17 protein-coding genes are annotated in these 20,810 nt (G+C 44.7%); 8 read left to right on the top strand and 9 right to left on the bottom strand.

Features of this window, described 5'->3' with window-relative positions; genetic code table 11:
- Positions 1–21: 21 nt before the first annotated feature.
- From gatC to A0128_RS11145, 4 genes are all read left to right on the top strand, one after another.
- On the top strand, positions 22–312 hold the full coding sequence (gene gatC / locus A0128_RS11160; protein WP_069607589.1) for an Asp-tRNA(Asn)/Glu-tRNA(Gln) amidotransferase subunit GatC: 291 nt from the start codon (positions 22–24) through the stop codon (positions 310–312).
- On the top strand, positions 309–1,772 hold the full coding sequence (gatA, locus tag A0128_RS11155) for an Asp-tRNA(Asn)/Glu-tRNA(Gln) amidotransferase subunit GatA (protein ID WP_069607588.1): 1,464 nt from the start codon (positions 309–311) through the stop codon (positions 1,770–1,772). Before gatC ends, gatA begins: the two co-directional genes overlap by 4 nt.
- Complete coding sequence (gene hisF, locus A0128_RS11150) at positions 1,769–2,539, top strand: imidazole glycerol phosphate synthase subunit HisF (protein WP_069607587.1); 771 nt, start codon at positions 1,769–1,771, stop codon at positions 2,537–2,539. Before gatA ends, hisF begins: the two co-directional genes overlap by 4 nt.
- Positions 2,540–2,831: 292 nt before the next feature.
- Complete coding sequence (locus A0128_RS11145) at positions 2,832–3,983, top strand: IS481 family transposase (RefSeq protein WP_427854304.1); 1,152 nt, start codon at positions 2,832–2,834, stop codon at positions 3,981–3,983.
- Between the two features lie 168 nt (positions 3,984–4,151).
- On the opposite strand, the gene A0128_RS11140 is transcribed toward A0128_RS11145, so the two are convergent.
- The 5 genes from A0128_RS11140 to folD form a co-directional block, all read right to left on the bottom strand.
- On the bottom strand, positions 4,152–5,297 hold the full coding sequence (locus tag A0128_RS11140) for an esterase/lipase family protein (protein ID WP_069607585.1): 1,146 nt from the start codon (positions 5,295–5,297) through the stop codon (positions 4,152–4,154).
- Between the two features lie 135 nt (positions 5,298–5,432).
- Positions 5,433–6,194: a 23S rRNA (guanosine(2251)-2'-O)-methyltransferase RlmB gene (gene rlmB, locus A0128_RS11135; protein WP_083244105.1), complete on the bottom strand. Its 762-nt coding sequence runs from the start codon at positions 6,192–6,194 to the stop codon at positions 5,433–5,435.
- Entirely contained in the window at positions 6,179–7,600 is a 1,422-nt protein-coding gene (gene cysS / locus A0128_RS11130) for a cysteine--tRNA ligase (protein WP_069607583.1), read from the bottom strand. The genes rlmB and cysS overlap by 16 nt, the downstream gene beginning before the upstream one ends.
- Entirely contained in the window at positions 7,597–8,562 is a 966-nt protein-coding gene (locus tag A0128_RS11125; RefSeq protein WP_069607582.1) for an acetylxylan esterase, read from the bottom strand. Before A0128_RS11125 ends, cysS begins: the two co-directional genes overlap by 4 nt.
- Positions 8,563–8,577: 15 nt before the next feature.
- Positions 8,578–9,432, bottom strand: coding sequence for a bifunctional methylenetetrahydrofolate dehydrogenase/methenyltetrahydrofolate cyclohydrolase FolD (folD, locus tag A0128_RS11120; protein WP_069607581.1), 855 nt, complete (start codon positions 9,430–9,432; stop codon positions 8,578–8,580).
- Positions 9,433–9,513: 81 nt separating this feature from the next.
- On the opposite strand from folD, the gene asnS reads away from it, so the two are divergent.
- From asnS to A0128_RS11105, 3 genes are all read left to right on the top strand, one after another.
- Positions 9,514–10,821 (top strand): asparagine--tRNA ligase, encoded by a 1,308-nt coding sequence (asnS, locus tag A0128_RS11115; RefSeq protein WP_069607580.1) that lies wholly within the window; start codon positions 9,514–9,516, stop codon positions 10,819–10,821.
- Between the two features lie 364 nt (positions 10,822–11,185).
- On the top strand, positions 11,186–11,977 hold the full coding sequence (locus tag A0128_RS11110) for a tetratricopeptide repeat protein (protein ID WP_069607579.1): 792 nt from the start codon (positions 11,186–11,188) through the stop codon (positions 11,975–11,977).
- A gap of 24 nt (positions 11,978–12,001) precedes the next feature.
- Positions 12,002–12,790 carry a DUF1176 domain-containing protein gene (locus tag A0128_RS11105; RefSeq protein WP_069607578.1) on the top strand — a complete coding sequence of 263 codons (789 nt, stop codon included), beginning with the start codon at positions 12,002–12,004 and terminating at the stop codon, positions 12,788–12,790.
- A gap of 358 nt (positions 12,791–13,148) precedes the next feature.
- Here A0128_RS11105 and A0128_RS11095 read toward each other — a convergent pair whose 3' ends face one another.
- Genes A0128_RS11095 through A0128_RS11085 form a run of 4 tightly spaced genes read right to left on the bottom strand, consistent with a single transcriptional unit; the run spans position 13,149 to position 17,740 of the window.
- Positions 13,149–14,012, bottom strand: a complete 864-nt coding sequence (locus tag A0128_RS11095; RefSeq protein WP_069607576.1) for a hypothetical protein — start codon at positions 14,010–14,012, stop codon at positions 13,149–13,151.
- A 37-nt stretch (positions 14,013–14,049) separates the two neighbouring features.
- Positions 14,050–16,026, bottom strand: a complete 1,977-nt coding sequence (locus A0128_RS11090; RefSeq protein WP_069607575.1) for an ATP-dependent DNA helicase — start codon at positions 16,024–16,026, stop codon at positions 14,050–14,052.
- Positions 16,023–16,151 carry a hypothetical protein gene (locus A0128_RS22450; RefSeq protein ID WP_282433198.1) on the bottom strand — a complete coding sequence of 43 codons (129 nt, stop codon included), beginning with the start codon at positions 16,149–16,151 and terminating at the stop codon, positions 16,023–16,025. Before A0128_RS22450 ends, A0128_RS11090 begins: the two co-directional genes overlap by 4 nt.
- Entirely contained in the window at positions 16,148–17,740 is a 1,593-nt protein-coding gene (locus A0128_RS11085; RefSeq protein ID WP_069607574.1) for a sodium:neurotransmitter symporter family protein, read from the bottom strand. Before A0128_RS11085 ends, A0128_RS22450 begins: the two co-directional genes overlap by 4 nt.
- Positions 17,741–18,220: 480 nt before the next feature.
- Between A0128_RS11085 and clpB the strand changes: the two genes are divergently transcribed.
- On the top strand, positions 18,221–20,797 hold the full coding sequence (gene clpB / locus A0128_RS11075) for an ATP-dependent chaperone ClpB (RefSeq protein WP_069607572.1): 2,577 nt from the start codon (positions 18,221–18,223) through the stop codon (positions 20,795–20,797).
- Positions 20,798–20,810: the final 13 nt, after the last annotated feature.

Here is a 20,810-nt window from a genome sequence, read left to right as displayed (position 1 = left end):
CTGACTGCAAGGGAGAGAATCATGAACCTGAACGAAGATTCTTTGCAAAAAATCGCCGACCTCTCGCGTTTAAAAATCCGTCCCGAAGAAAAAGAATCTACTCTGAGAGATTTTAATAAGGTGTTGGAATACGTGGACCAAGTAAAGGGTCTGGACGTTTCTTCCATCGGAGACGACGAGATCTACTTTCAACACGAAAACGCGATTCGTCCGGATCTCTCCGGAAAACACCTCTCTCGAGAAGAAATCGAAAAGTTCGCGCCTTCCTTTCAAAACGGCTACTTCGTCGTTCCTAAGGTGATCGAGACATGAACGAAATATTAAAAAAATCTTATACAGAATTGAAGACGGCTCTGGGCGAAAGTAAGCTGAGCGCTACGGATCTCGCAAAGGCTTGTATCGAAAGAATCAAGGAAGTGGACGGTTCCGTAAAAGCGTTTTTGTCTTTGGACGAAAAGAAAATATTGGAAGCAGCCTCCGAGAGTGACGCGAGAAGAAAGGCCGGAAAACCTCTTTCGGAGTTTGACGGAATTCCGGTCGCAATCAAGGATAATATCTGTATCCAGGATTCGATCACTTCCTGTTCTTCTAAAATATTAGAAAATTATAAATCACCTTTTAACGCAACCGTTGTGGAAAGACTTCTCGAAAAAGGGTTTATCCTTTTTCCAAGAACGAACATGGATGAATTTGCGATGGGTTCTTCGACTGAGAATTCGGCGTTTCAGACGACTCGCAATCCGTTCGACTTAGAAAGAATTCCCGGAGGTTCGAGCGGCGGATCCGCCGCGGCAGTTGCCGCGTCTATGGTTCCTCTCGCACTTGGATCGGACACGGGAGGTTCGGTTAGACAACCGGCTTCTCTTTGTGGACTCTATGGACTCAAGCCCACTTACGGAAGCGTTTCACGTTATGGGCTCGTTGCCTACGCGTCCAGTCTGGATCAGATAGGACCTTTTTCAAAAGACGTACAGGGTTGTATCGATTTGTATTCTGTAATCTCGGGAAAAGATCAAAGGGATTCTACATCCGTCAATCGTCCCGGTTTTTCCGCGTCTTCCGTTAAGGAAGTGGATTTCAAAGGTCTGAAAGTCGGAGTCATCAAGATGACACCGGAGATCGATCCGGACGTTACGAAAGCTTACGAAACTCTTCTCGGTCAGTTGAAAGAAAAAGGCGCAACTCTGATAGAATTGGATTTTTCAAAATTCAGTCTCGCGATCCCGATCTATTATATCATCGCTACCGCGGAATGTTCTTCCAATCTTTCTCGGTTTGACGGAATCCGTTTTGGGGCGAGAAAGGATCCTACAGGAAAATTAGAGGATTTGTATGTGGATTCCAGAACGGAAGGATTCGGAGCTGAAGTAAAACGAAGAATTCTTTTAGGAACGTTTTCCCTTTCAGCGGGCTACTACGACGCATACTACGGAACCGCTCAAAAAGCGAGAGTTCTTATCAAAAAAGAATACGAATCTTTCTTTTCCAAAGTGGACTTCATTCTTCAGCCGACATCACCGACTACCGCGTTCAAGGTCGGAGAAAAGACTAAGGATCCGGTTCAGATGTATAAGGCGGATATTTGGACTACGAGCGTGAATCTAGCGGGACTTCCGGCGATCAGCGTTCCGATGGGAAAAAACGGAAAAGGTCTTCCGATCGGTTTACAGATCACCGCGCCTTCTTTTGAGGAAGGAAAGTTGTTCGGAGTTTCACAAGCCATTTCTAAATTAGAGGGTTTGAATATTCAATTTCCGGAAAAGATCGGATGAGTAATCTTACCGCGAGAGTGATTCCCTGCCTGGACATCAAGGATGGACGGGTGGTAAAGGGAGTAAACTTTGTAAATCTCGTAGACGCCGGAGATCCCGTGGAATCGGCCGCGATTTACGAAGAAAATCTTGCGGATGAACTTTGTTTTTTAGACATCACTGCCTCTTCGGATCGAAGAGAGATTCTTCTTCATCTCGTGGAAAGAATCGCCGAAAAAATTTTCATTCCATTTACTGTGGGCGGAGGAATCAGAACCGTCGCCGACGTAAGAGCCGTTTTGGAGAAGGGAGCCGATAAGGTTTCCATCAACACCGCCGCATTTCAAAATCCTGAACTTCTTAGAGAATCCTCCGAGATCTATGGCTCCCAGTGTATCGTCTGCGCGATCGATGTAAAATTCCAAAAGGAAAGAGATCGATACGAGATTTTTTTACACGGAGGAAGGACTGAAACCGGTAGGGAAGCTTTGGACTGGGCGCAGGAAGCAGCTGAAAAGGGTGCGGGCGAAATTCTTCTCACCTCCATGGATCGAGACGGAACGAGGAACGGATTCGATATCAATCTACTAAAAGCTTTTTCTTCCGCTCTTGAAATCCCGATCATCGCCTCCGGAGGCGCGGGAAACCCGGAACACATGGTGGAAGCGATTCTGAGAGGGAAAGCCGACGCGGTGCTTGCGGCTTCGATCTTTCACTTCGGTGAATATTCGATTCGAGAAACGAAGAGAGCGATGCAAGAGATGGGAATTTCGGTTCGACTGGACTGAAATTTTCGTTTTGAAATTTGTCGTAACTCCTACGGTTTCTCTGTAAAAAACGCGGTCCCCACCCTCATTGGGTGGAGGAGGCGGGTTGGCGGGAAAAAATCGTGCGAGTTTCCTCTATCACAAAATCTGCATGTAGTCAACTGCAAAACCTCGCCGACGTCCTTGTCGGAACTCCGACGATTTTTCTGTAAAAGACGCGGTCCCCGCCCTGGGTACAAACCGGAGACATGGGTAACAAAATAGACCGGGAACATAGGTAACACTAAAATGATGGCAAAGGAGGAAAAAGCCTTTGCCCTGGAAAGAGGTGTCACCCATGGACGAGAGAGTAAAATTCATAGCAGCGGTCTGCGATGGAAATATATCGATGACTTCGCTTTGCGAGACGTTTGGAATCAGCCGAAAGACAGGTTACAAATGGTTGGATCGGTATCGAAAGGAAGGCCCGAACGGTCTTTTGGAAAAGAGTAGAACCCCGCATTCGAACCCAAATCGAGTAGGATTTGCGGAGGAAAGAATGATCCTCGCTCTTCGAAAGAGACATCCGACTTGGGGTCCTAAGAAGTTACTGGTGATCTTAGAAGAGAGTAATCCTGAAATCATCTGGCCTTCGGCGAGCACGATCGGAAACATTCTCCAAAAAAGAGGATTTGTAAAACCCAGAAAGAGAAAACGAGGAGTGATTCCTCCTTCGGAACCGTTTCGAGGATATGATCATCCGAATGCGATCTGGTGTGCGGACTTCAAAGGAGATTTCAAGTTGAGGGACGGGATCCGTTGTTATCCTCTGACGATCCCCGACGGATTTAGTAGATTCTTACTTTGCTGCAAAGGGCTCTCAGGGACAAGAACTTACGAGACTAAGAGAGAATTCGAAAAATGCTTTCGAGAATACGGCCTTCCGAATGCGATCAGAACGGACAATGGAATTCCTTTTGCGGCCGGTTCAGGACTCTCTTTGCTCTCCACTTGGTGGATCAAGTTAGGAATCTTTCCGGAGAGGATTCGTCCAGGAAAACCTCAAGAGAACGGAAGACACGAGAGGATGCATAGAACTCTCAAAGCGGAAGCCGTTTACCCGATTCGTTCTTCTATGAGACAACAACAGAAGTCTTTCGATCGCTTTCGAGTTGAATACAACAGAGAACGACCTCATGAGGCTCTAGGTCAAAAGACCCCTTCTCAGATTTACAATTATTCTCAGAGATCTTTTCCGAATCGTCTTCCGGAGATTTCTTATCCGGATCATTTTGAAATTCGTAAGGTGGACGAAGGTTGTTTTTACTGGAAAAATCAGAGATACTTTATTACTAAGAGTTTGGCTGGGGAAAGAATCGGGTTCGAGCCCATCGAGGATGGTCTCTGGAAGATTTTCTTCAGCTTTGTAACAATCGGTTACTTCAACGAACACACGAAGAAAGTAACAAAGACTTTAAAAGTGTAACCCATGTCTCTGGTCTAAAGTGTTACCTATGTCCCAGGATGTACAAAATTTTGGGTGGAGGGGCAGGTGGCGGGAAAAAATCGTGCGAGTTTCCTCTATCACAAAATCTGCATGTAGTCAACTGCAAAACCTCGCCGACGTCCTTGTCGTAACTCCGACAAAAACTTCTTATAACGCGTTGATAATCGTCAACACTTCCGTAAAATACGTATTTCTTGCGGTGCTACTCACATGATTTCGAAAAGAAAGTTGAGCGTGGTCAAAATCTTTTGAGATCTGACGGGCGCCCGGAAGTTTTGTGGACATCTTTCCGCTCGTCGTAGTCACGATTCCATCGCTCTTATTTGCAAAACTCGGACTTCCATTGCTCAAAAAAGTACACCCAATCGTATAGATGGAATCCGATCCCGCGTGACCGTTACAAACGCTCATCGCACCGTAAAATGCGGTCACCCTCGCGTCTTTGGAAGAATCTGCGAGCAATCTCTCGAGATAGAGATTGTAAGCGCCGTCTATGTATTCGCTCGGAAGAGGAACAACATAGCTCGTTCCAAACGCGTTCGTATAAGCAAGATCCTTTCCTCCTTGGGTTCCCGTCATAAAGCCTATAAGATCGCCTAACGTTCCAAAACTTCCCTGATAGCTCGAGGAAGCAAATGGAGAACCTAGATAAGGAGTTCCGAGTGAAACGACAAAATCGATCACATCGTTGGTATTATTCTGATGGTATAAGGCAGATCGGCTCACGAGACCGCCCATGGAATGCGCAAGAAGAATCACTTTGTCATTCGCCGTAAAAACGGAATTTAACTTATCGATCAATCTCCTTCCGTTATTCTCCACATAATCGGAGGTCCTGTAAGTGAACGTATAGAGTTCGTAATTAGTCTGCACCCCGGAGAGATTTTGCGAATAGATCTCCAGAGCGTCGTCCCAGGTTCCTCTCAGGTTGGAAACCTTTGTAAATTTATCAGTAGGAGGATCGATATTCTTTTCCTTAAAGTCCCAACCGTGTATCAAAACGATTTTAGATTTTGCCTCTTTCAGTTCGGGGGTTGCGACTGCAAATTGATCCGCAGAAATCTGAGACTTCAAAAGAACGGGAGCCAAGGGAATGAATTTATAAAGTTCATGGTTGGTTTCGGCCCAAAAGACAAAGGTGAGAGAGCCCAAAATTTCCTCTGCTATACTTTTTTTCTTTTTTAGATTGAGTTTTTCCTTTAGCTTATCGATGGAAAGATCCGCGCAGGAAGAGAAGAGGCTGAGTATAATTAAGGAAAATGTAATTCTGAAAAAGAAAGGATAAGATTTCATTGTATCCCATGAAAACCTAAAAAAAAGAAAAATGCAAGAGTTAAATCCTGACAAATTTTTACAAAATAGAATTAGAAACTCCTAAAGAAGTTTTTTCTTCGGAAGTAGAAAGATCTAACGATCGTGAAAGGAGAGTTATTTGCGGTTTACGAGTCTGTCGAGGACGACGCCGGTTGCAACCGTAACGTTTAAGGAAGAAAGATTTCCGTGCATCGGAACTCTCAAAACAAAGTCCGATTTCTCCATCAAAATTCTTTTGACTCCCTCTCCTTCGTTTCCCATCAAGATCGCGAGTTCGTTCAAATCGGGGAGTTTGGACCAATCCTCGATTCCACGATCGCTTGTGGAAACGATCCAGTATCCGTTTTCCTTTAGTAGTTCGAGGGTGTTTGCGAGATTCTTAACCGTAAAGATTTTTAAAAAGGAAAGGGCGCCGGAGGAAACCTTCTCCACAACGGGAGTGATTCCCGCGGATTCTCTGTCAGGAAGAATGATGTTCTTGATTCCGAAACATTCGGCGGTTCTCAAGATATTTCCTAAATTGCCGGGATCTTGGATTCTATCTAAAATGAGAAAAGGCCCGGGTTTGGTAGGAAGAATGTTTTCTAAATCTTTTTGATCCAGAGTGGATTCTTTGCTCGAAACTTTTACCGCGACCATTCCCTGGTGATTTCTTCCAGGAACAAGAGCGTCTAACTTAGAAATGGAAACCTTGTGAACCTTAACGTATGAGGGAAGTTTTTTTAAGATCTTTTCTACGATCTCGGAACCGGGATTTTCTTTTACATACAACTCGGTGAAAGGAAAAGAATGTTCCTTTCCTTGATGAGCCTCCGTGAGTTCGATCAGAGTTCTCTTCCCAAAGATATATTCTTGCCTAGCTATTTTCTCCTCCAGCGGAGTCCGTCTTTTGTGTCTTCTATCAAAATGCCCTGAGCCAAGAGTTGATCTCGGATCGCGTCTGAGCGGGCGAAGTCCTTATTTTTTCTAGCGAGTTGTCTTTCTTCGATGAGAGAGTCGATCTCGGAATCGATCAGATCTTTTTCGGCAGAAAATTCGAGAACGTCAAAGAGCTGATTGTAATATGCGAAAAGTTGAATGAATTCTTTTCTTCTCTGAGAGGTGATTGGATTCTTTACGGAATCTAGTAGTGAATTGATGATCTTCAAAGATTCAAAAACTACCGCTAAGACTTTGGCGATATTGAGATCGTCGGCTAAGGATTCTTCCGTTTCCTTTTTCCATGTAAGAATCGAAGGATTTGTAAAAGTAAAATCGGATACGATCTCGTAATTCGGCTCTGCATCCAAAAGTCGATCCAAACAGTTTTGCATCTTACGAATGCTGTTCGCGGATTCTTCCAGACGATCCGTGGAAAAATTCAATTTGGAACGATAGTGGGTCGAGATCAAAAGAAAACGAATCGCCTTTGGATCGATTCCCTTTTGGACAAGATCGCGTAACGTGTAAAAGTTTCCCTTGCTCTTGGACATCTTTTGTCCGTCTACGAGAAGGTGTTCGGAATGAAGCCAAGTCCCTACGAACGTTTCTTCGGGAAAGGCTCCTTCGGATTGAGCGATCTCATTCTCATGATGAGGGAAGAGTAGGTCGACCCCGCCCGTATGAATGTCGACTCCGCTCTGATACACTTTTCGAATCATCGCGGAACATTCCAAATGCCATCCGGGACGTCCGGTTCCGATCTCGGTATTCCAAGACGCTTCGCCTTCGACCTTTGGACTTTTCCAAAGAACGAAATCTCTCACGTCTTCTTTTTCATATTCGTCCGTATCGTAACGGGTTCCGGTTTTCATCCCGGAAGTATCGATCTTGCTGAGTTTTCCGTAATTCTCAAATTTCTGAATCGAAAAGTAAAGACTCTCGTCCTTCTCATAAACAAGACCCTTGTTCTTAAGCTTTTGAATGATCTCGATCATTTCCGGAATCGATTCCGTAGCTTTCGGGTAATGTTCTAAGATTTCCGCGTGAACGGTTTTTAGGTCTTCGAAAAAAGCTTCCGTCCAGGGTTTTGTAAATTCTTGAATGCTCTTTTTTGCTGCGATCGAATCTCGGATGATCTTATCGTCGATGTCCGTGATATTCATCGTCATATCGACTCCGTATCCCAAAAGTTTGAGAGATCTTCGGAGGAAATCCACGAAAAGAAAGGCTCTTAGATTTCCGATATGTGCGTAGTTATAGACCGTGGGTCCGCAGGAATAAACCGTGACTCGCTTAGGATCTGCGGGTGAGAATTTTTCTTTTTTGCCCGTAAGGGAATTGTGAAAGTAAACTTCGATCATTCAGGAAAGAATATTTCCCTCACAAATTCTAAATTGGCGCCGTTTTGTTTTTCTCCCTTGAGACCGGCCTCGTTTCCTTCCGTAGGATAGACCTGCATTCTTTTGTCGCAGTTCATGTGATTAAAAAGTGCAAAGACCGATTTAGGATGAGAGATCTTGTCGTCGAGCCCGACGGAAACCAGAGTTGGAATTTTTATCTTTTTCGAAAAGTTAAGACTATCATAATATGCTAAACTTTTTTTCATCGCGGTTTTTTTGGTCTTGGAACTCGCGAGTTGAAGATTGATCTCTTTCATCCAGTTCTTTTCGAGTCTGAGTTGCGTATCGTCAATATTGCAAAAGTTCGGAGTTTCTAAGATGAGACCCTTGACACGATTTGTAAAAGCCGCTCCGAAAACCGCAAGAGAGGCTCCCAGGGATTTTCCGGAAAGAATGATCTTTTCTCCGTCGATCCCGTCGGTGAGTCTTAAGAATTCGATGGCACGGATCACATCCAAATACAAACCTTTCATGTAGAAAGAATCCTTTCCATCCAGGCCTTTGGTAAAATAACCCGGGGTCCAATCCGGATCGGCGACTTCGCCTTCTTTTAACTGAGGACGAACCAATTGGGTTCCGTGGCCTCTTAGATCGATGATGAGTTGGGCGACTCCGGTTTCCGTGAGTCCTTTGATGATTGCGGGTCTTTCGTGACCGTAGTCGTGAAAGTGAATGACTACAGGAAGATCTCCTCTCTTTCTCGGGATGACCAGAGTTCCCGTAATCGTAGCGTTCTGCCAGGATTGAAAGGAAATGTCATAGATCGTTTCCTTGATAATCGATCCTTTGAGAAGCGCCTTCGACTGTTTTTTAATAGGAAAATTCTTTAAATCGCGGATCGCCTCGGACCAAAATTCATCCAGGTCGGCAGGGCTATGAAGCTCCGGATAGGTTTGAAAGCATTCGTCAAAACTGATCGCCATCAGGAAACATCGTTTTCACTTTACCGGTGGTGTAAAGTGTTCTTTTGAGGAATAAAGAGTCTGTAAGAGTAATACGGCAATCGTCATCGGACCGACCCCGCCGGGTACGGGTGTATAATGAGAAGAATGGTCCTTTGCCTTGGAGATCTCGATATCTCCGACGTTTCCGGGATTGTAACCCGCGTCCAAAAGAACCGCTCCCTTTTTAATCCAATCGGCTTTGATAAATTCCGGCTTTCCTACCGCGCCTACAACGATGTCAGCTTGTTTTACGATCTCGGGAAGATTCTGAGTTTTAGAATGACAGAGTGTGACGGTTGCGTTCATTTCCGTAAGAAGCATCGCCATAGGTTTTCCGAGAATGGGAGAACGACCGACTACGACTGCGTTTTTACCGGAAGGATTGATTCCGTATTCTTGGAGAAGAAGGACCATTCCATAGGGTGTACAAGGAAGATAGGTTTCGACTCCCATGGAGAGTTTTCCAAAGGAAAGTGTGGTCACTCCGTCCACGTCTTTGCGAAGAGAAATCCGATCAAAGGCGGCTCTTTCGTCGATTTGAGGAGGAGAAGGATGTTGGAGAAGAATTCCATCCGTGTTCGGATCCGCGTTGAGTTTGTCGATGACTGCCAACAATTCTTCCGTTGTCGTGTTGTCTCCGAGACGAATCATCTCGGAACCCATTCCCACGGAATGACAGGCCTTGACTTTCATGGAAACATAGGTCTCGGACGCGGGGTTGTTTCCGACGAGGATCGTCACGAGTTTTGGAATTCTTAAATTCTTAGCCTTTCGTTCTTCAATTTCAGAACGAATCCCATCTCTGATCTTTTCAGAGAGTTTTTTTCCATCTAACAAAACCGGATTCATACTTCTCAGGATTTCGGGACTCCTTTCTCTGTCAGGTAAAAAATATCCTTTCCGGTGAAACCGAAAGGGTAAAATGAGTCCATGTCTGAAACTCAAGTCGTTAGCAATCATGAATTAGAAAAACACGTGGATGAGAAAGTCGCGATCCAGGGCTGGGTGCATGGAATCCGGGGGAGCAACGCAAGACAATTCCTCTCCTTAAGAAACAGCGGAAAGATCATACAAGTCCTCGCGGAAAAAGAAATCCTCGGAGAAGAATTATTTCAAACCGTAAAACATCTCCGTCAAGAAACGTCGGTCTCCGTGACTGGAAAGTTGGTTCGAAACGAAAAATCTCCGATCGGATTTGAACTCATCTTAGAATCCATAGAAGTCGTCGGAGAATCCGAGAACTATCCGATCACACCCAAGGAACACGGAATCGACTTTTTGATTTCTCAAAGACATCTCTGGTTGCGTTCTTCCAAACAACTCGCGATCCTTCGAGTGAGAGATAATCTATCGTTTGCGATTCGTAAATACTTTCATGAAAGAAATTTTTTACTCATCGATACACCGATTCTTACCGGGTCCGTGGGAGAAAGTGCGGGAACTCTTTTTTCGACCGAATATTTCGATTTAGGAAATGCGTATCTCGCGCAAACAGGACAACTCTATCTCGAGACCGCGATCTTTGCGCACAACAAGGTCTTTTGTTTTGGTCCGACCTTTCGCGCCGAGAAGAGTAAGACAAGAAGACATCTCACGGAGTTCTGGATGGTCGAAGCCGAGGTTGCGTTCACAGGTCACAAAGAGAATCTCAAACTCCAAGAAGATTTTGTAAAGACGATCATAAAGGAAACGGTTCAGAATTCTTTAGAAGATTTGAAAGTTCTGGATCGAGATCCGACTCCGTTGCTCGCATACTTGGAAAGAGAATTTCCTGTGATCGATTATACAAAGGCACTCGAAATTCTTCAGTCCAAAGGAGAAGACATCGTTTGGGGGGATGATATCAATTCCGAAAGAGAACAGATGTTGACTACGGAATACGGTGGTCCCGTTTTTATTCAGAAATATCCGAGAGAAGCCAAGGCGTTTTATATGAAAGTAAATCCGGAAGATCCAAAGACCGTTCTCAATGCCGATCTCATCGCGCCGGACGGAGTGGGAGAAATCATCGGAGGTTCGGAAAGAGAAGAGAACTATGAAAATATTGTTCATCGACTGAAAGAGGAAAATCTTCCGGTCGAATCTTACGATTGGTATCTGGATCTGAGAAAATACGGCTCGGTTCCGCATTCCGGCTTCGGTCTTGGTTCCGAGAGAATGATCGCCTGGATCTGCGGACTGCAACACGTGAGAGAATGTATTCCGTTTCCAAGGATGATGGAACGACTTTATCCCTGAAATGCGATCCGTAGAGAGCATTTCAGGTAGTTCATGCGATCCGTAGAGAGCATTTCAGGTAGTTCATGCGATCCGTAGAGAGCATTTCAGGTAGTTCATGCGATCCGTAGAGAGCATTTCAGGTAGTTCATGCGATCCGTAGAGAGCATTTCAGGTAGTTCATGCGATCCGTAGAGAGCATTTCAGGTAGTTCATGCGATCCGTAGAGAGCATTTCAGGTAGTTCATGCGATCCGTAGAGAGCATTTCAGGTAGTTCATGCGATCCGTAGAGAGCATTTCAGGTAGTTCATGCGATCCACGCGATGCACTTTTTTTTAAGCTGAATTCCCCGCGCCCAACCGATAAGGAAAATAGAGGTATCGTATGGGTCAGAATTTAGCAGTATCCGATTTCACGTCCATTGAGGAATCCGCTTGGGAACTATTCGAGACGGGTTCTTACGAAGAAGTGATCGCGATCGCGAAGAAAAATCCGAATCATGTCTTTTTAAATCATCTGAGTGGAATTGCTGAGTTCGAATCCGGCACCGAAACGGGGATCAATTATTTCTTAAAAGGATCTTCTGTTCTAAACCCGCTCGTTGACGCGTATCTCCTCAAAGAAAGTGGAAAACTAAGAGATGCGGCGAAGAAGTTTCATGAGTATTTTCGTTCTTCTTCGGTTCCGGTTTCTTATTCCATTTTAAGAACGGGAATTCTCGTGAGCGAAGACGCGGTCGACTTTAAGACCGTTTTAGATCTACTCGCGATCTACAAAGGAAGATTTACAAACGACTACTTTTGTAAAACCGAATTCTTTGCAAATTATCACTTAAGAAAATACAAGGAAGCCGTACAGGTTTTTGCGGAGAATGCAAAACGCCTCACAGAAGAAAGAGACGTGTTGGGTGCACTCGGCTTGGCTCTCGTTCATCTGGGAAATTTCGAGGAAGCAAAAACGATTCTTCAGAGAATTCCGGGATACGAAGAACTTCCTACCTTCGAAGAGAAGAAAAAAGAATTCTCTGAAAAAATCGCGAGTATACCCAAGATGGAAGCAAAGAGAAAGACGTTGTCTGTTTCCGAGCTGATCGATTTGGGTTTTGCTTATCTTTTCTCAGAGAATTTTAAGAAAGCTGAAGAAGTCTTTAGCGAACTCGTTGCCGCACAAGGATAAAGAATTTAAATAGAGGAATCTTTTTTGAAATATAAAAGATTCCTCTTTCTATTCTTCTTCCTCGTCGTCTGCGCGATTTGGTTTTTTAAGAATCGAGGTTTTGCGGACAAGGAAGAACGAATTTTCGTTCAAGAAGCACGAGTCAAGATTTCTTGGCCGGAAGACTGCGAAGCCGAAGTCACTGATAATGCTTCTTCCGATGAGAATCGTTTGAAAGGGGGCTGTGCGGTCGCTCTGGATTCTCTTTCGGAAAAACTTCCGAAAGATTGCGAATACGATAACTTCATGTTAGGCGAAAGTGGTCGCATCGATTTTTACAAATACTTCCAATTCTACCAAATTCCGATCCGATTTTATCCTCTTTCCAACGGAACTTTCTTAGGTGAACTTCTTTGCAATACCGGGGCTTACAATCGAAGTTTTGTTTATTTTATCTATGACGAGAGAACTCTTCCCGCAAAAACGAAAATCTTGAGTTTCGAAAGTTACGATGTCGATTCCGCCGCTAAAGAGACTCGTTTCAAAAGATTCGAAAGTCAAAGCCTGATTCGATTTTATAAAGAAGAAAGCGGTGAATTGATCGCATTCTGGAAACATCGAGGAATGGGGGATTGTGGAAGATTCTTCCGATATAAACTTTCGGAAAGAAATGAGACTCAATTGTTAGAGTTTCGAGCCAAGTTAGAATGCGACGGAAAACTCGCGTACTCCGCGGAAGAAATTCCGCTCCTCTGGCCTCGTTATGATCCGATTCCGAAATCAAAATTCGAACAGATTCGAGAAAAAATCGTTTTTTGGATCGACGATTTCTGAAACGAAGCTTGCGTTTACTGCAAGAAAAAATTCTCCAGAGAATTTGTCGGAACTCCTACAAGTCTTACCGTGAAAGTTGCGGGCCCCGCCCTGAACTTGGGTGGAGGGGAGTGGTGGCGGGAAAAAATCGGCAAATTTTCCTATATCACAAAAATTGCATCCTCGCAAGAAAAAATTCTCCAGAGGATTTGTCGGAACTCCTACAAGTCTTACCGTGAAAGTTGCGGGCCCCGCCCTGAACTTGGGTGGAGGGGAGTGGCGGCGGGAAAAAATCGGCAAATTTTCCTATATCACAAAAATTGCATCCTTGCAAGAAAAAATTCTCCAGAGAATTTGTCGGAACTCCTACAAAACCGAATTATTTATCCTTTAGAATAATCACTCTACAATTCTTCAGAGCGCTTTTGGTCTTATGAGAAGCCAACAACTTCCTTGCATCTTCGCTCGCGATCACCGGATTAACAGGGTAGTGTCCCGTGACGCCTAACGCAGTTACGAAGTAGGGTTTCATACCCGCGATCGGAGAACGAAAGGCTTCTTCGGGGGTTTTCATATAACTCACGTAACCGTTCTTCACTGCATTTTCTTTTGAAATGAAGTAAGGAGAATAAAGACTGTTTCCTTCTTCCGAAAGAATTTCCGGAAACAAGGCGGTTTCCATCTTGAGATGTCTTGCGTCCACGATCAGAGAAGTAAATTCCGCGGCCAGAGGAGTCGCAGGATATTCCGGAAAGGTTTCCGTTTCATACGAAAGAAAAACGTAATTTAGGATTCCCCTTTTTCCTTTGAACAAAATCGTCCCCTTTGCGATCGCCTGATTCTCCACAAAGTTTACAGTGCTCAAAATAGGTTCGATTTCGTAGATCTGATTGAAGATTTCTCGAAACATAGAATCTTCTTTGATCTTTTCTCTCAGGGTAAATTCGGAATCCAACTTTAGAGTATCGATCTTTCGAAAAAGATACTTCTTCAATTCTTCTTCCGCGGCGCTCGCTGCTTTTTTTCTCGCTTCGGTGAGATTTCGCGCCGTGTTCTCCGCGCCAAAATCGGGATCTTCCACCGAGTAGGTTAGTTTTGGAAGTTTGAATTTTAGAATTTTCTGAATTTCCCCTTTCTTCCAGTTGATCACCGTGTCCGTGAAATCCCGGGTCTCAAAAGAAAAAATAGTAAGGGTAGGAGTTAAAATCAAAAGAATGAGTAAGAATCGGATTTTAGAATTCATAGTTTCTGCGCAGTAATCAATAGAATCGGTCTTCTATTTATTTCGGCAGATTGGAGAATTCTCTTCTTAAATCTTCTTGGTTCTGTACGAGTTTCGCGGGAGGAAGCGACTTCAAAAGGTCTTTTCCATAGGTCTTTGTAAACACCCTCGGATCTAAAATGGAAACGATTCCAGTGTCCGTCCCCGATCGAATCAGACGTCCAAAGCCCTGTTTCAAGACCGTGCAAGCATAAGGAAGTTGCAACTCGGCAAACGGATTTCCGCCCGATTCTTTTAGCTTTTCGCTTTTTGTCTCGAGGACCGGGTCGTTCGGAACCTGAAAGGGAAGTTTGGCGATGATCACCGATTTGAGTTTGTCTCCTCGAATATCGATTCCCTGCCAAAACGTAGAAACACCGAATAAGACGCTGTTTGGAGTTTCGAGATACATCTGCTTTGCGCCGTCCGGACCCAGATCGGATTGAGAGAAAAGGGGAAGATCCGTATAAGGACGAATCGCTTCGTAGACGAGCTTCAGAGATTTGAAAGACGTAAAAAGAACGAATGTATTTCCTTGGGTCAATTCGATCAGCCAAAGAATCTGTTTTGCCAGATCCGCGTGATAACCGTCGGGGTCTCCCACCGGATCTCTGATTTCTTTCGGAACATAGAGAACCGCGTTCTTCTGATACGGAAAAGGAGAAGGGACGTTCATGTTCGCGGTCGGTAAGTCTCCGATCTTTTTCTTAAAATATTTAAAGTCGTTTCCGGCCGTCGAAAGTGTCGCCGAAGTAAATACGATGGACTGCATCTTTGGCGCGAATATCTCTTTGATGATCTTATCCGGACTCATAGGTTCCATGCAGATTTTATAATATATTTCTTTTGAATTTTGATCCGGAGGTTCGATCCAATAGACGAGTCCGGGATCGTCCAGTAGACGAAAGGATTCTAGACCAACCGCGATCTGTTCCATTCTTCCGGACAACATTTCCAAGACGAGTGAACTTTCCTTTTCCGTAATGTCTTCCGTGTCCTTTGACAACTTAGATAGATGTTTTTGAAGAATTTCAGTAATTTCGGAAAGTATGTTCGCGAAGGCTCCTCGATCCAGTCTGAGAGGTTTCTTAATTCTCTGAGGGCTGTAAAAATTTAAAGGAACTTCTCCGGAAAGAGAATTGAAAAAAACGGTCATGGATTCTCCGGCTTTCGAAACCAGGCCCTTAAGTTCGTTCGAACCGATTTCTCCGGCGACTCCGGTGTTTTTGGAAGGAAGCCAAATCTGTTGTAAGAGTTTTTGAATTTCCTGAGAACGGATTTCCTGGCGAAAGGAAGAGCCGATGATATCCGGAAAGTTATGCGCCTCGTCTAGAATGATTCTACTAAACTCGGGGAGAATGTTAAAATCACTCGCAATATGAGCCGCGAGAAGATGATGATTGACGATTAGAATATTACAACGTTTCCACTTTTCTCTTTCTAAAAAATAATAAGAATGCGAGAAGTTTGGGCAATTTCTTCCCAAACAGTTGTCGGCTTCTCTTGTAACCTTATTCCAAAAATCGTAAGAGGCGGTTCCCGTAAATTCCTGTTTTCTTCCCGACTCGGTGGATCTGATCCACTGATTGAAGGAATCCAGATGGGGAATCATCTCCGGACCGAAAGTTCCGTCGCGCATAACGTGATTCATCTTTCTTTTGCAGACGTAGTTCGAAGCTCCCATCGCGACTTCCGCTCTTAAGTCCACTCCGAGAATTCTCGAAACCATAGGAATGTCTTTTAACAAAAGCTGTTGTTGCAAAGACTTTGTTTCCGTGGAGATGATCACGGGTTCTTCTCTTTCCATAGAATTCAAAGCCGCGGGAATCAAATAAGCGAGGGATTTTCCCACGCCCGTTCCCGCTTCTGCGATCAGATGTTTTCCCGAAAAGAGAGCCTCTTCGATTCTTTGGGAGAGTTGGACCTGACCGGATCTGGGTTCGAAGTCGTCCCAGATCGTGGAAAGTTTTTCAAAATATTCGGACGTTCGGTTCAATGGTTTCTGGTTCTAAAAAGTTTATAAATACAAAACAGGGAAAGCCCCGTAACTAAAAGTAAGGAAAGGGACATGATCAGAGTTCCCTGTAGGTTTAGACCGGTCATTTGTGCAAAAAAAATCATTCCGCTTTCAATCTCCTTTCCTTAAAAGCTAAGGCGTAGTGGACGAGAAGGACGATCAAACTAAAGACGATCAAAATTCCAAAAAAGACCGAACGAGAAATGAGGGCTCCCATTCTCGCGATCTCCGCGGAAGTTCCTTTCGCGATTGCGCGAGCTACCATCGTGTCGACGCTCATCCTTTCAAAATAACTCGGAAGATTCTGAAAGAGAAACGCTACAAAGACGACGAGTAAGAATGCGGGAGTGATGTATTGAATCACAAACCAGAAGAATTTCGGAAGTTCCAGATGGGAACCTTCGTTCCCGTCTTCGAGACCTTTTTTAGCGCCGACCTTCCAACCGAATAAGAAAATCTGAATGCTCGCAAGAATAAAAATCAAAACCGTTCCGATCCAAAAATCGGCGAGTTCCAAGGCTTGGAAGTTCTGGTTGAAGTAGAGGATCGGAAAACAAAGGCTTCCGGTAAATACGAAAAGGATAATACTCGAAACCTGTCTTCTTAGGCCGAAGGATTCTTCTAAGAAAATGATTCCCGGTTGAAGCATCGTCACCGAAGAAGTGATGGCCGCGAGAAAGAGGACAAAAAACCAGATCGCTCCGAAAAACTGACCTCCCGGCATCATCGAAAAAACGGAAGGAAGCGCGATAAAGCCCATTCCGAAAGTTCCGAATTCGCTGATCGAACCGCCTAAGAAGAGATAGGCGACTGGAATTGTGATCATCCCTCCGATCGCGACTTCCACGAATTCGTTTAACGAAGCGGCTGAAAGAGAAGAAAGAACGACGTCGTTGTCCCGTTTGAGATAACTCGAAAAAACAAGAGCGATTCCAAAACCCGCGGAAAGGGTAAAAAAGATCTGACCTGCTGCGGCAATCCAAACTTCGGATCGAAGAAGCGCGGACCAATCCGGATTCCACATCCTTCCAAGACCTAAGTCGATGTTGTCTAACGTGAGAACGCGGACCAAAATGATCGCTGAAGAGACGAGCATCATAGGAACCGCTATTTTTGCAAAGGATTCTATTCCTTTTGAAATTCCACGATAGACAAGCGCGAAGTTTAGAACAAAACAAGTTAGGGTCGCGTAAAAGATTTTTCCGGAAATCGCGTCTCCGTTTTTTCTCGCACCCGTCAAATCTAGGAAATAACTTCCGGCGGCTTTGATGATTTCTGGTTGAGGAGTTTGACCGTTCGCGTTGAATCGAATCTGGCCGGTTAAAAATTCAAAAGAATAGGCGAGGCACCAAGCCTCAATAAAAACGTAATACACATAGATGAGAATGGGAACCGTAACTCCGATGGCGCCGACGATTCTTAAGGGAAAACCGGATAAAAAACTTTTGAAGAGGAAGGGCGCGCTGTGACCGGTCCGACCTCCCATTCTTCCCATGATCCATTCGGTGATACAAACCGGGATTCCGACCAGAATGAAACTGATGATATAAGGAACCATAAAGGCTCCTCCGCCGTTTGCGACCGCTTGTCCTGGAAAACGAATGAAGTTTCCGAGACCGATCGCGCCGCTCGCTACGGTAAGAATCAGTCCGGTTCTGGATTTCCAGCTTTCTTTTGGGGGTTCCTTGCTCATGCTCTGGTTCTTGCAAAACGTACGCCAAACCTCTCAGTGTCAAAAGAAAAGCTGAGAATCCTATAAAAAAGGAGACATAAGAATCTTGAAAGCCAGTTCCTTTCGGAGATTTCGAGGACGAGAATTGACAAATGTCAATATGGCAGAAAAAAATAGATTTCTTGCAAAGAATACAGTCTAAATTGGAAAGAAGTGTAGAAGACCTATGCAAACCTTAGCCCTAACCACAAGTTCTCTGAATTTTAAGATCCATCCGTCGGAAATACGACAAACCGCCGTGAAAAGTCGCGCGCCCCGCCCTGATCTTGGGTGGTGGGGTGTGGCGGCGGGAAAACTCGGGAAACTTTTCCATATCAAAGAATTCAACTTTTTGCAAGCTCAAAGTTTCTTTGTCGGAATTCCTACAAAAACCAAACGGGTCCATTTTTGCAAAGTCCACTTCTCGCTAAATAGATAAGGAATTTTAATACGGAGAATTCGATGAAATTAGATAAGCTAACAACAAAATTGAACGAGGCGCTGAGAGATGCGCAATCCTTGGCGGAGAATTCCGGAAATCCTGAGATCAGCGAGGAACATATTCTTCGAGAAGTTTTAAGCCAATCCGACGGACTGGCCCCGCTTCTGATTTCAAAGCTGGCGCTCAATCCGGCGTTGTTCTTAAAAAGGACCGAGGAGTTTGTTCAAAAACTTCCGAAGGTCGGCGGCTCCCAGGCGGACGTGGGATTTTCAAGATCCGCGGTCGCGCTCTTAAAAGCTGCGGACGATTTAAGAAAAGAACTCAAAGACGAATATCTATCGACGGATCATATTCTTCTCGGACTGATTAAGAATGGAACAGGACCTCTCAAAGAAGAATTTATCCGCTTAGGATTAGAATATTCTAAATTACTCAAAACAACTTTGGAAAATCGAAAAGGAAAAACCATCATGGACGATTCACCGGAAAGTAAAACGGACGCTCTAGCAAAGTATGCAAAAAATCTAAACGAGTTATCGAAACTGGGAAAACTCGATCCGGTCATTGGAAGAGACGAGGAAATCAGAAGAACGATCCAAGTTCTTTCAAGAAGAACCAAAAACAATCCGGTTCTGATCGGAGAACCCGGCGTCGGTAAGACCGCGATCGTGGAAGGTCTCGCCAACAAGATCGTTCAAGGAGAGGTTCCCGAAGGAATTCTTAACAAGACCATCTACGCCCTGGATTTAGGTTCTATGATCGCAGGCGCAAAATACCGCGGAGAATTCGAAGACCGTTTGAAAGCACTTTTGGACGAAGTAAAAGCAAGCGACGGAGAAGTGATTCTTTTTATCGACGAGATTCATACACTCGTGGGGGCCGGCGCGACCGAAGGAGCATTAGATGCTTCTAATATGTTAAAGCCGATGCTCGCAAGAGGGGAACTTCGTTGTATCGGTGCGACGACGCTCAAAGAATATCAGAAATACATTGAAAAGGACGCGGCTCTCGAAAGGAGATTCCAACCGGTGATGGTAAAGGAACCTTCGGTCGAAGAGACGGTCACCATCTTAAGAGGACTCAAAGGTCGTTACGAACTCCATCACGGGATTCGAATTACGGATTCCGCGTTGATAGCGGCGGCGACTCTTTCCAATCGTTATATCACGGATCGTTTTCTTCCGGACAAAGCCGTGGATCTGATCGACGAAGCTTCTTCTAAGATGAGAATCGAGATCGATTCTATGCCTGAAGAATTGGATCGCGCGAGCAAACGGATTCAATCCCTAAAGATCGAAAGAGAGGCTCTGAAAAAAGAACAGGATACTGCTTCCAAGGATCGACTGAAGAATTTAGAGAAGGAACTTTCGGAACAGGAACAGAACTTTCAGACCTTAAAGGCGAGATGGGATTTGGAAAAATCAAAAATCTCTCGTTTGAAACAGATCAAGGAAGATATCGAAAAATATAAGAACCTCGAAGCCGAAGCGGAAAGAAGAGGGGAGATCAACCGAGTCGCGGAGATTCGTTACGGTAAACTCGTGGATTTGCAAAAAGAATTCGAAGCGGCAAACGAAGAATTGAAAAAACAATCCGCCACTTCCAGACTTCTCAAAGAGGAAGTTTCCGACGAGGATATCGCGAACATAGTCTCTCGTTGGACCGGCATTCCCGTATCTAAAATGTTACAGGGAGAAAAGGCAAAACTTCTTTTGATGGAAGACGCTCTCAAGAAAAAAGTCATCGGTCAGGATCACGCGCTCAAACTCGTATCCGAAGCCGTTCAGAGATCACGCGCCGGAATCGCGGATCCAAATCGACCGATCGGAACCTTTTTGTTTCTCGGACCTACGGGAGTGGGAAAGACTGAAACCGCAAAGGCTCTCGCAGAATTCTTGTTCGACGATCCAAACGCGATGCACCGTATCGATATGAGTGAATACATGGAGGCTCATTCGGTCGCGAGGCTGATCGGAGCTCCTCCGGGTTACGTAGGTTATGACGAAGGCGGACAACTTACGGAAGCCGTAAGGAGACGACCTTACTCGCTCATTCTCTTTGATGAAATCGAAAAGGCGAATCCGGATGTGTTTAATATTTTCTTGCAGATCTTGGACGAAGGACGTCTTACCGACGGAAAGGGGCGTAACGTTGATTTTAAGAATACGGTGATTATTCTTACGTCCAACCTCGGATCGGATGTCCTAGGTTCAACGGAATACACTTCGGAAGAGAAGGAAAGACTCGTAGAACAGAGATTGAAAAAACAGTTCAAACCGGAATTTCTCAATCGGATCGACGAGGTGATTTTCTTTCATCCGATTACAGATTCGGTGATCCATAAGATCGCAGAGATCCAGTTGGAAATTATCAAACAAAAAGCTAAGGAAAACGGTCTCAACGTCGAATTTACGAAATCGTTGAAAGACCACGTCTCCAAAGCCGGTTTCGATCCGGAATACGGAGCTAGACCCCTAAAGAGACTCATTCAGAGAGAGGTCGGCAATGCGCTCAGCCGTTTCATTCTGGACGGAAAATTCTCCGAAGGACAAAAGGTAAGCGTGGATTACAAAGATTCGAAAATTACGATAATCTAAAGTAAAACATCGG

The organism is Leptospira tipperaryensis (assembly GCF_001729245.1).
GTDB classification, from domain to species: domain Bacteria; phylum Spirochaetota; class Leptospiria; order Leptospirales; family Leptospiraceae; genus Leptospira; species Leptospira tipperaryensis.
Note: the sequence above shows the minus strand (reverse complement) of the source record. Positions and strands in the feature narration are given on the sequence as shown.

Excerpts from the sequence above, each read along its gene's own strand:
- asnS (WP_069607580.1), top strand. The coding sequence starts at position 9,514 with ATGTCTGAAACTCAAGTCGTTAGCAATCATGAATTAGAAAAACACGTG.
- A0128_RS22450 (WP_282433198.1), bottom strand. The coding sequence starts at position 16,151 with ATGATTTTTTTTGCACAAATGACCGGTCTAAACCTACAGGGAACTCTG.
- cysS (WP_069607583.1), bottom strand. The coding sequence starts at position 7,600 with ATGATCGAAGTTTACTTTCACAATTCCCTTACGGGCAAAAAAGAAAAA.
- A0128_RS11095 (WP_069607576.1), bottom strand. The coding sequence starts at position 14,012 with ATGAATTCTAAAATCCGATTCTTACTCATTCTTTTGATTTTAACTCCT.
- A0128_RS11110 (WP_069607579.1), top strand. The coding sequence starts at position 11,186 with ATGGGTCAGAATTTAGCAGTATCCGATTTCACGTCCATTGAGGAATCC.
- A0128_RS11140 (WP_069607585.1), bottom strand. The coding sequence starts at position 5,297 with ATGAAATCTTATCCTTTCTTTTTCAGAATTACATTTTCCTTAATTATA.
- folD (WP_069607581.1), bottom strand. The coding sequence starts at position 9,432 with ATGAATCCGGTTTTGTTAGATGGAAAAAAACTCTCTGAAAAGATCAGA.
- A0128_RS11125 (WP_069607582.1), bottom strand. The coding sequence starts at position 8,562 with ATGGCGATCAGTTTTGACGAATGCTTTCAAACCTATCCGGAGCTTCAT.
- gatA (WP_069607588.1), top strand. The coding sequence starts at position 309 with ATGAACGAAATATTAAAAAAATCTTATACAGAATTGAAGACGGCTCTG.
- gatC (WP_069607589.1), top strand. The coding sequence starts at position 22 with ATGAACCTGAACGAAGATTCTTTGCAAAAAATCGCCGACCTCTCGCGT.
- A0128_RS11085 (WP_069607574.1), bottom strand. The coding sequence starts at position 17,740 with ATGAGCAAGGAACCCCCAAAAGAAAGCTGGAAATCCAGAACCGGACTG.
- clpB (WP_069607572.1), top strand. The coding sequence starts at position 18,221 with ATGAAATTAGATAAGCTAACAACAAAATTGAACGAGGCGCTGAGAGAT.
- hisF (WP_069607587.1), top strand. The coding sequence starts at position 1,769 with ATGAGTAATCTTACCGCGAGAGTGATTCCCTGCCTGGACATCAAGGAT.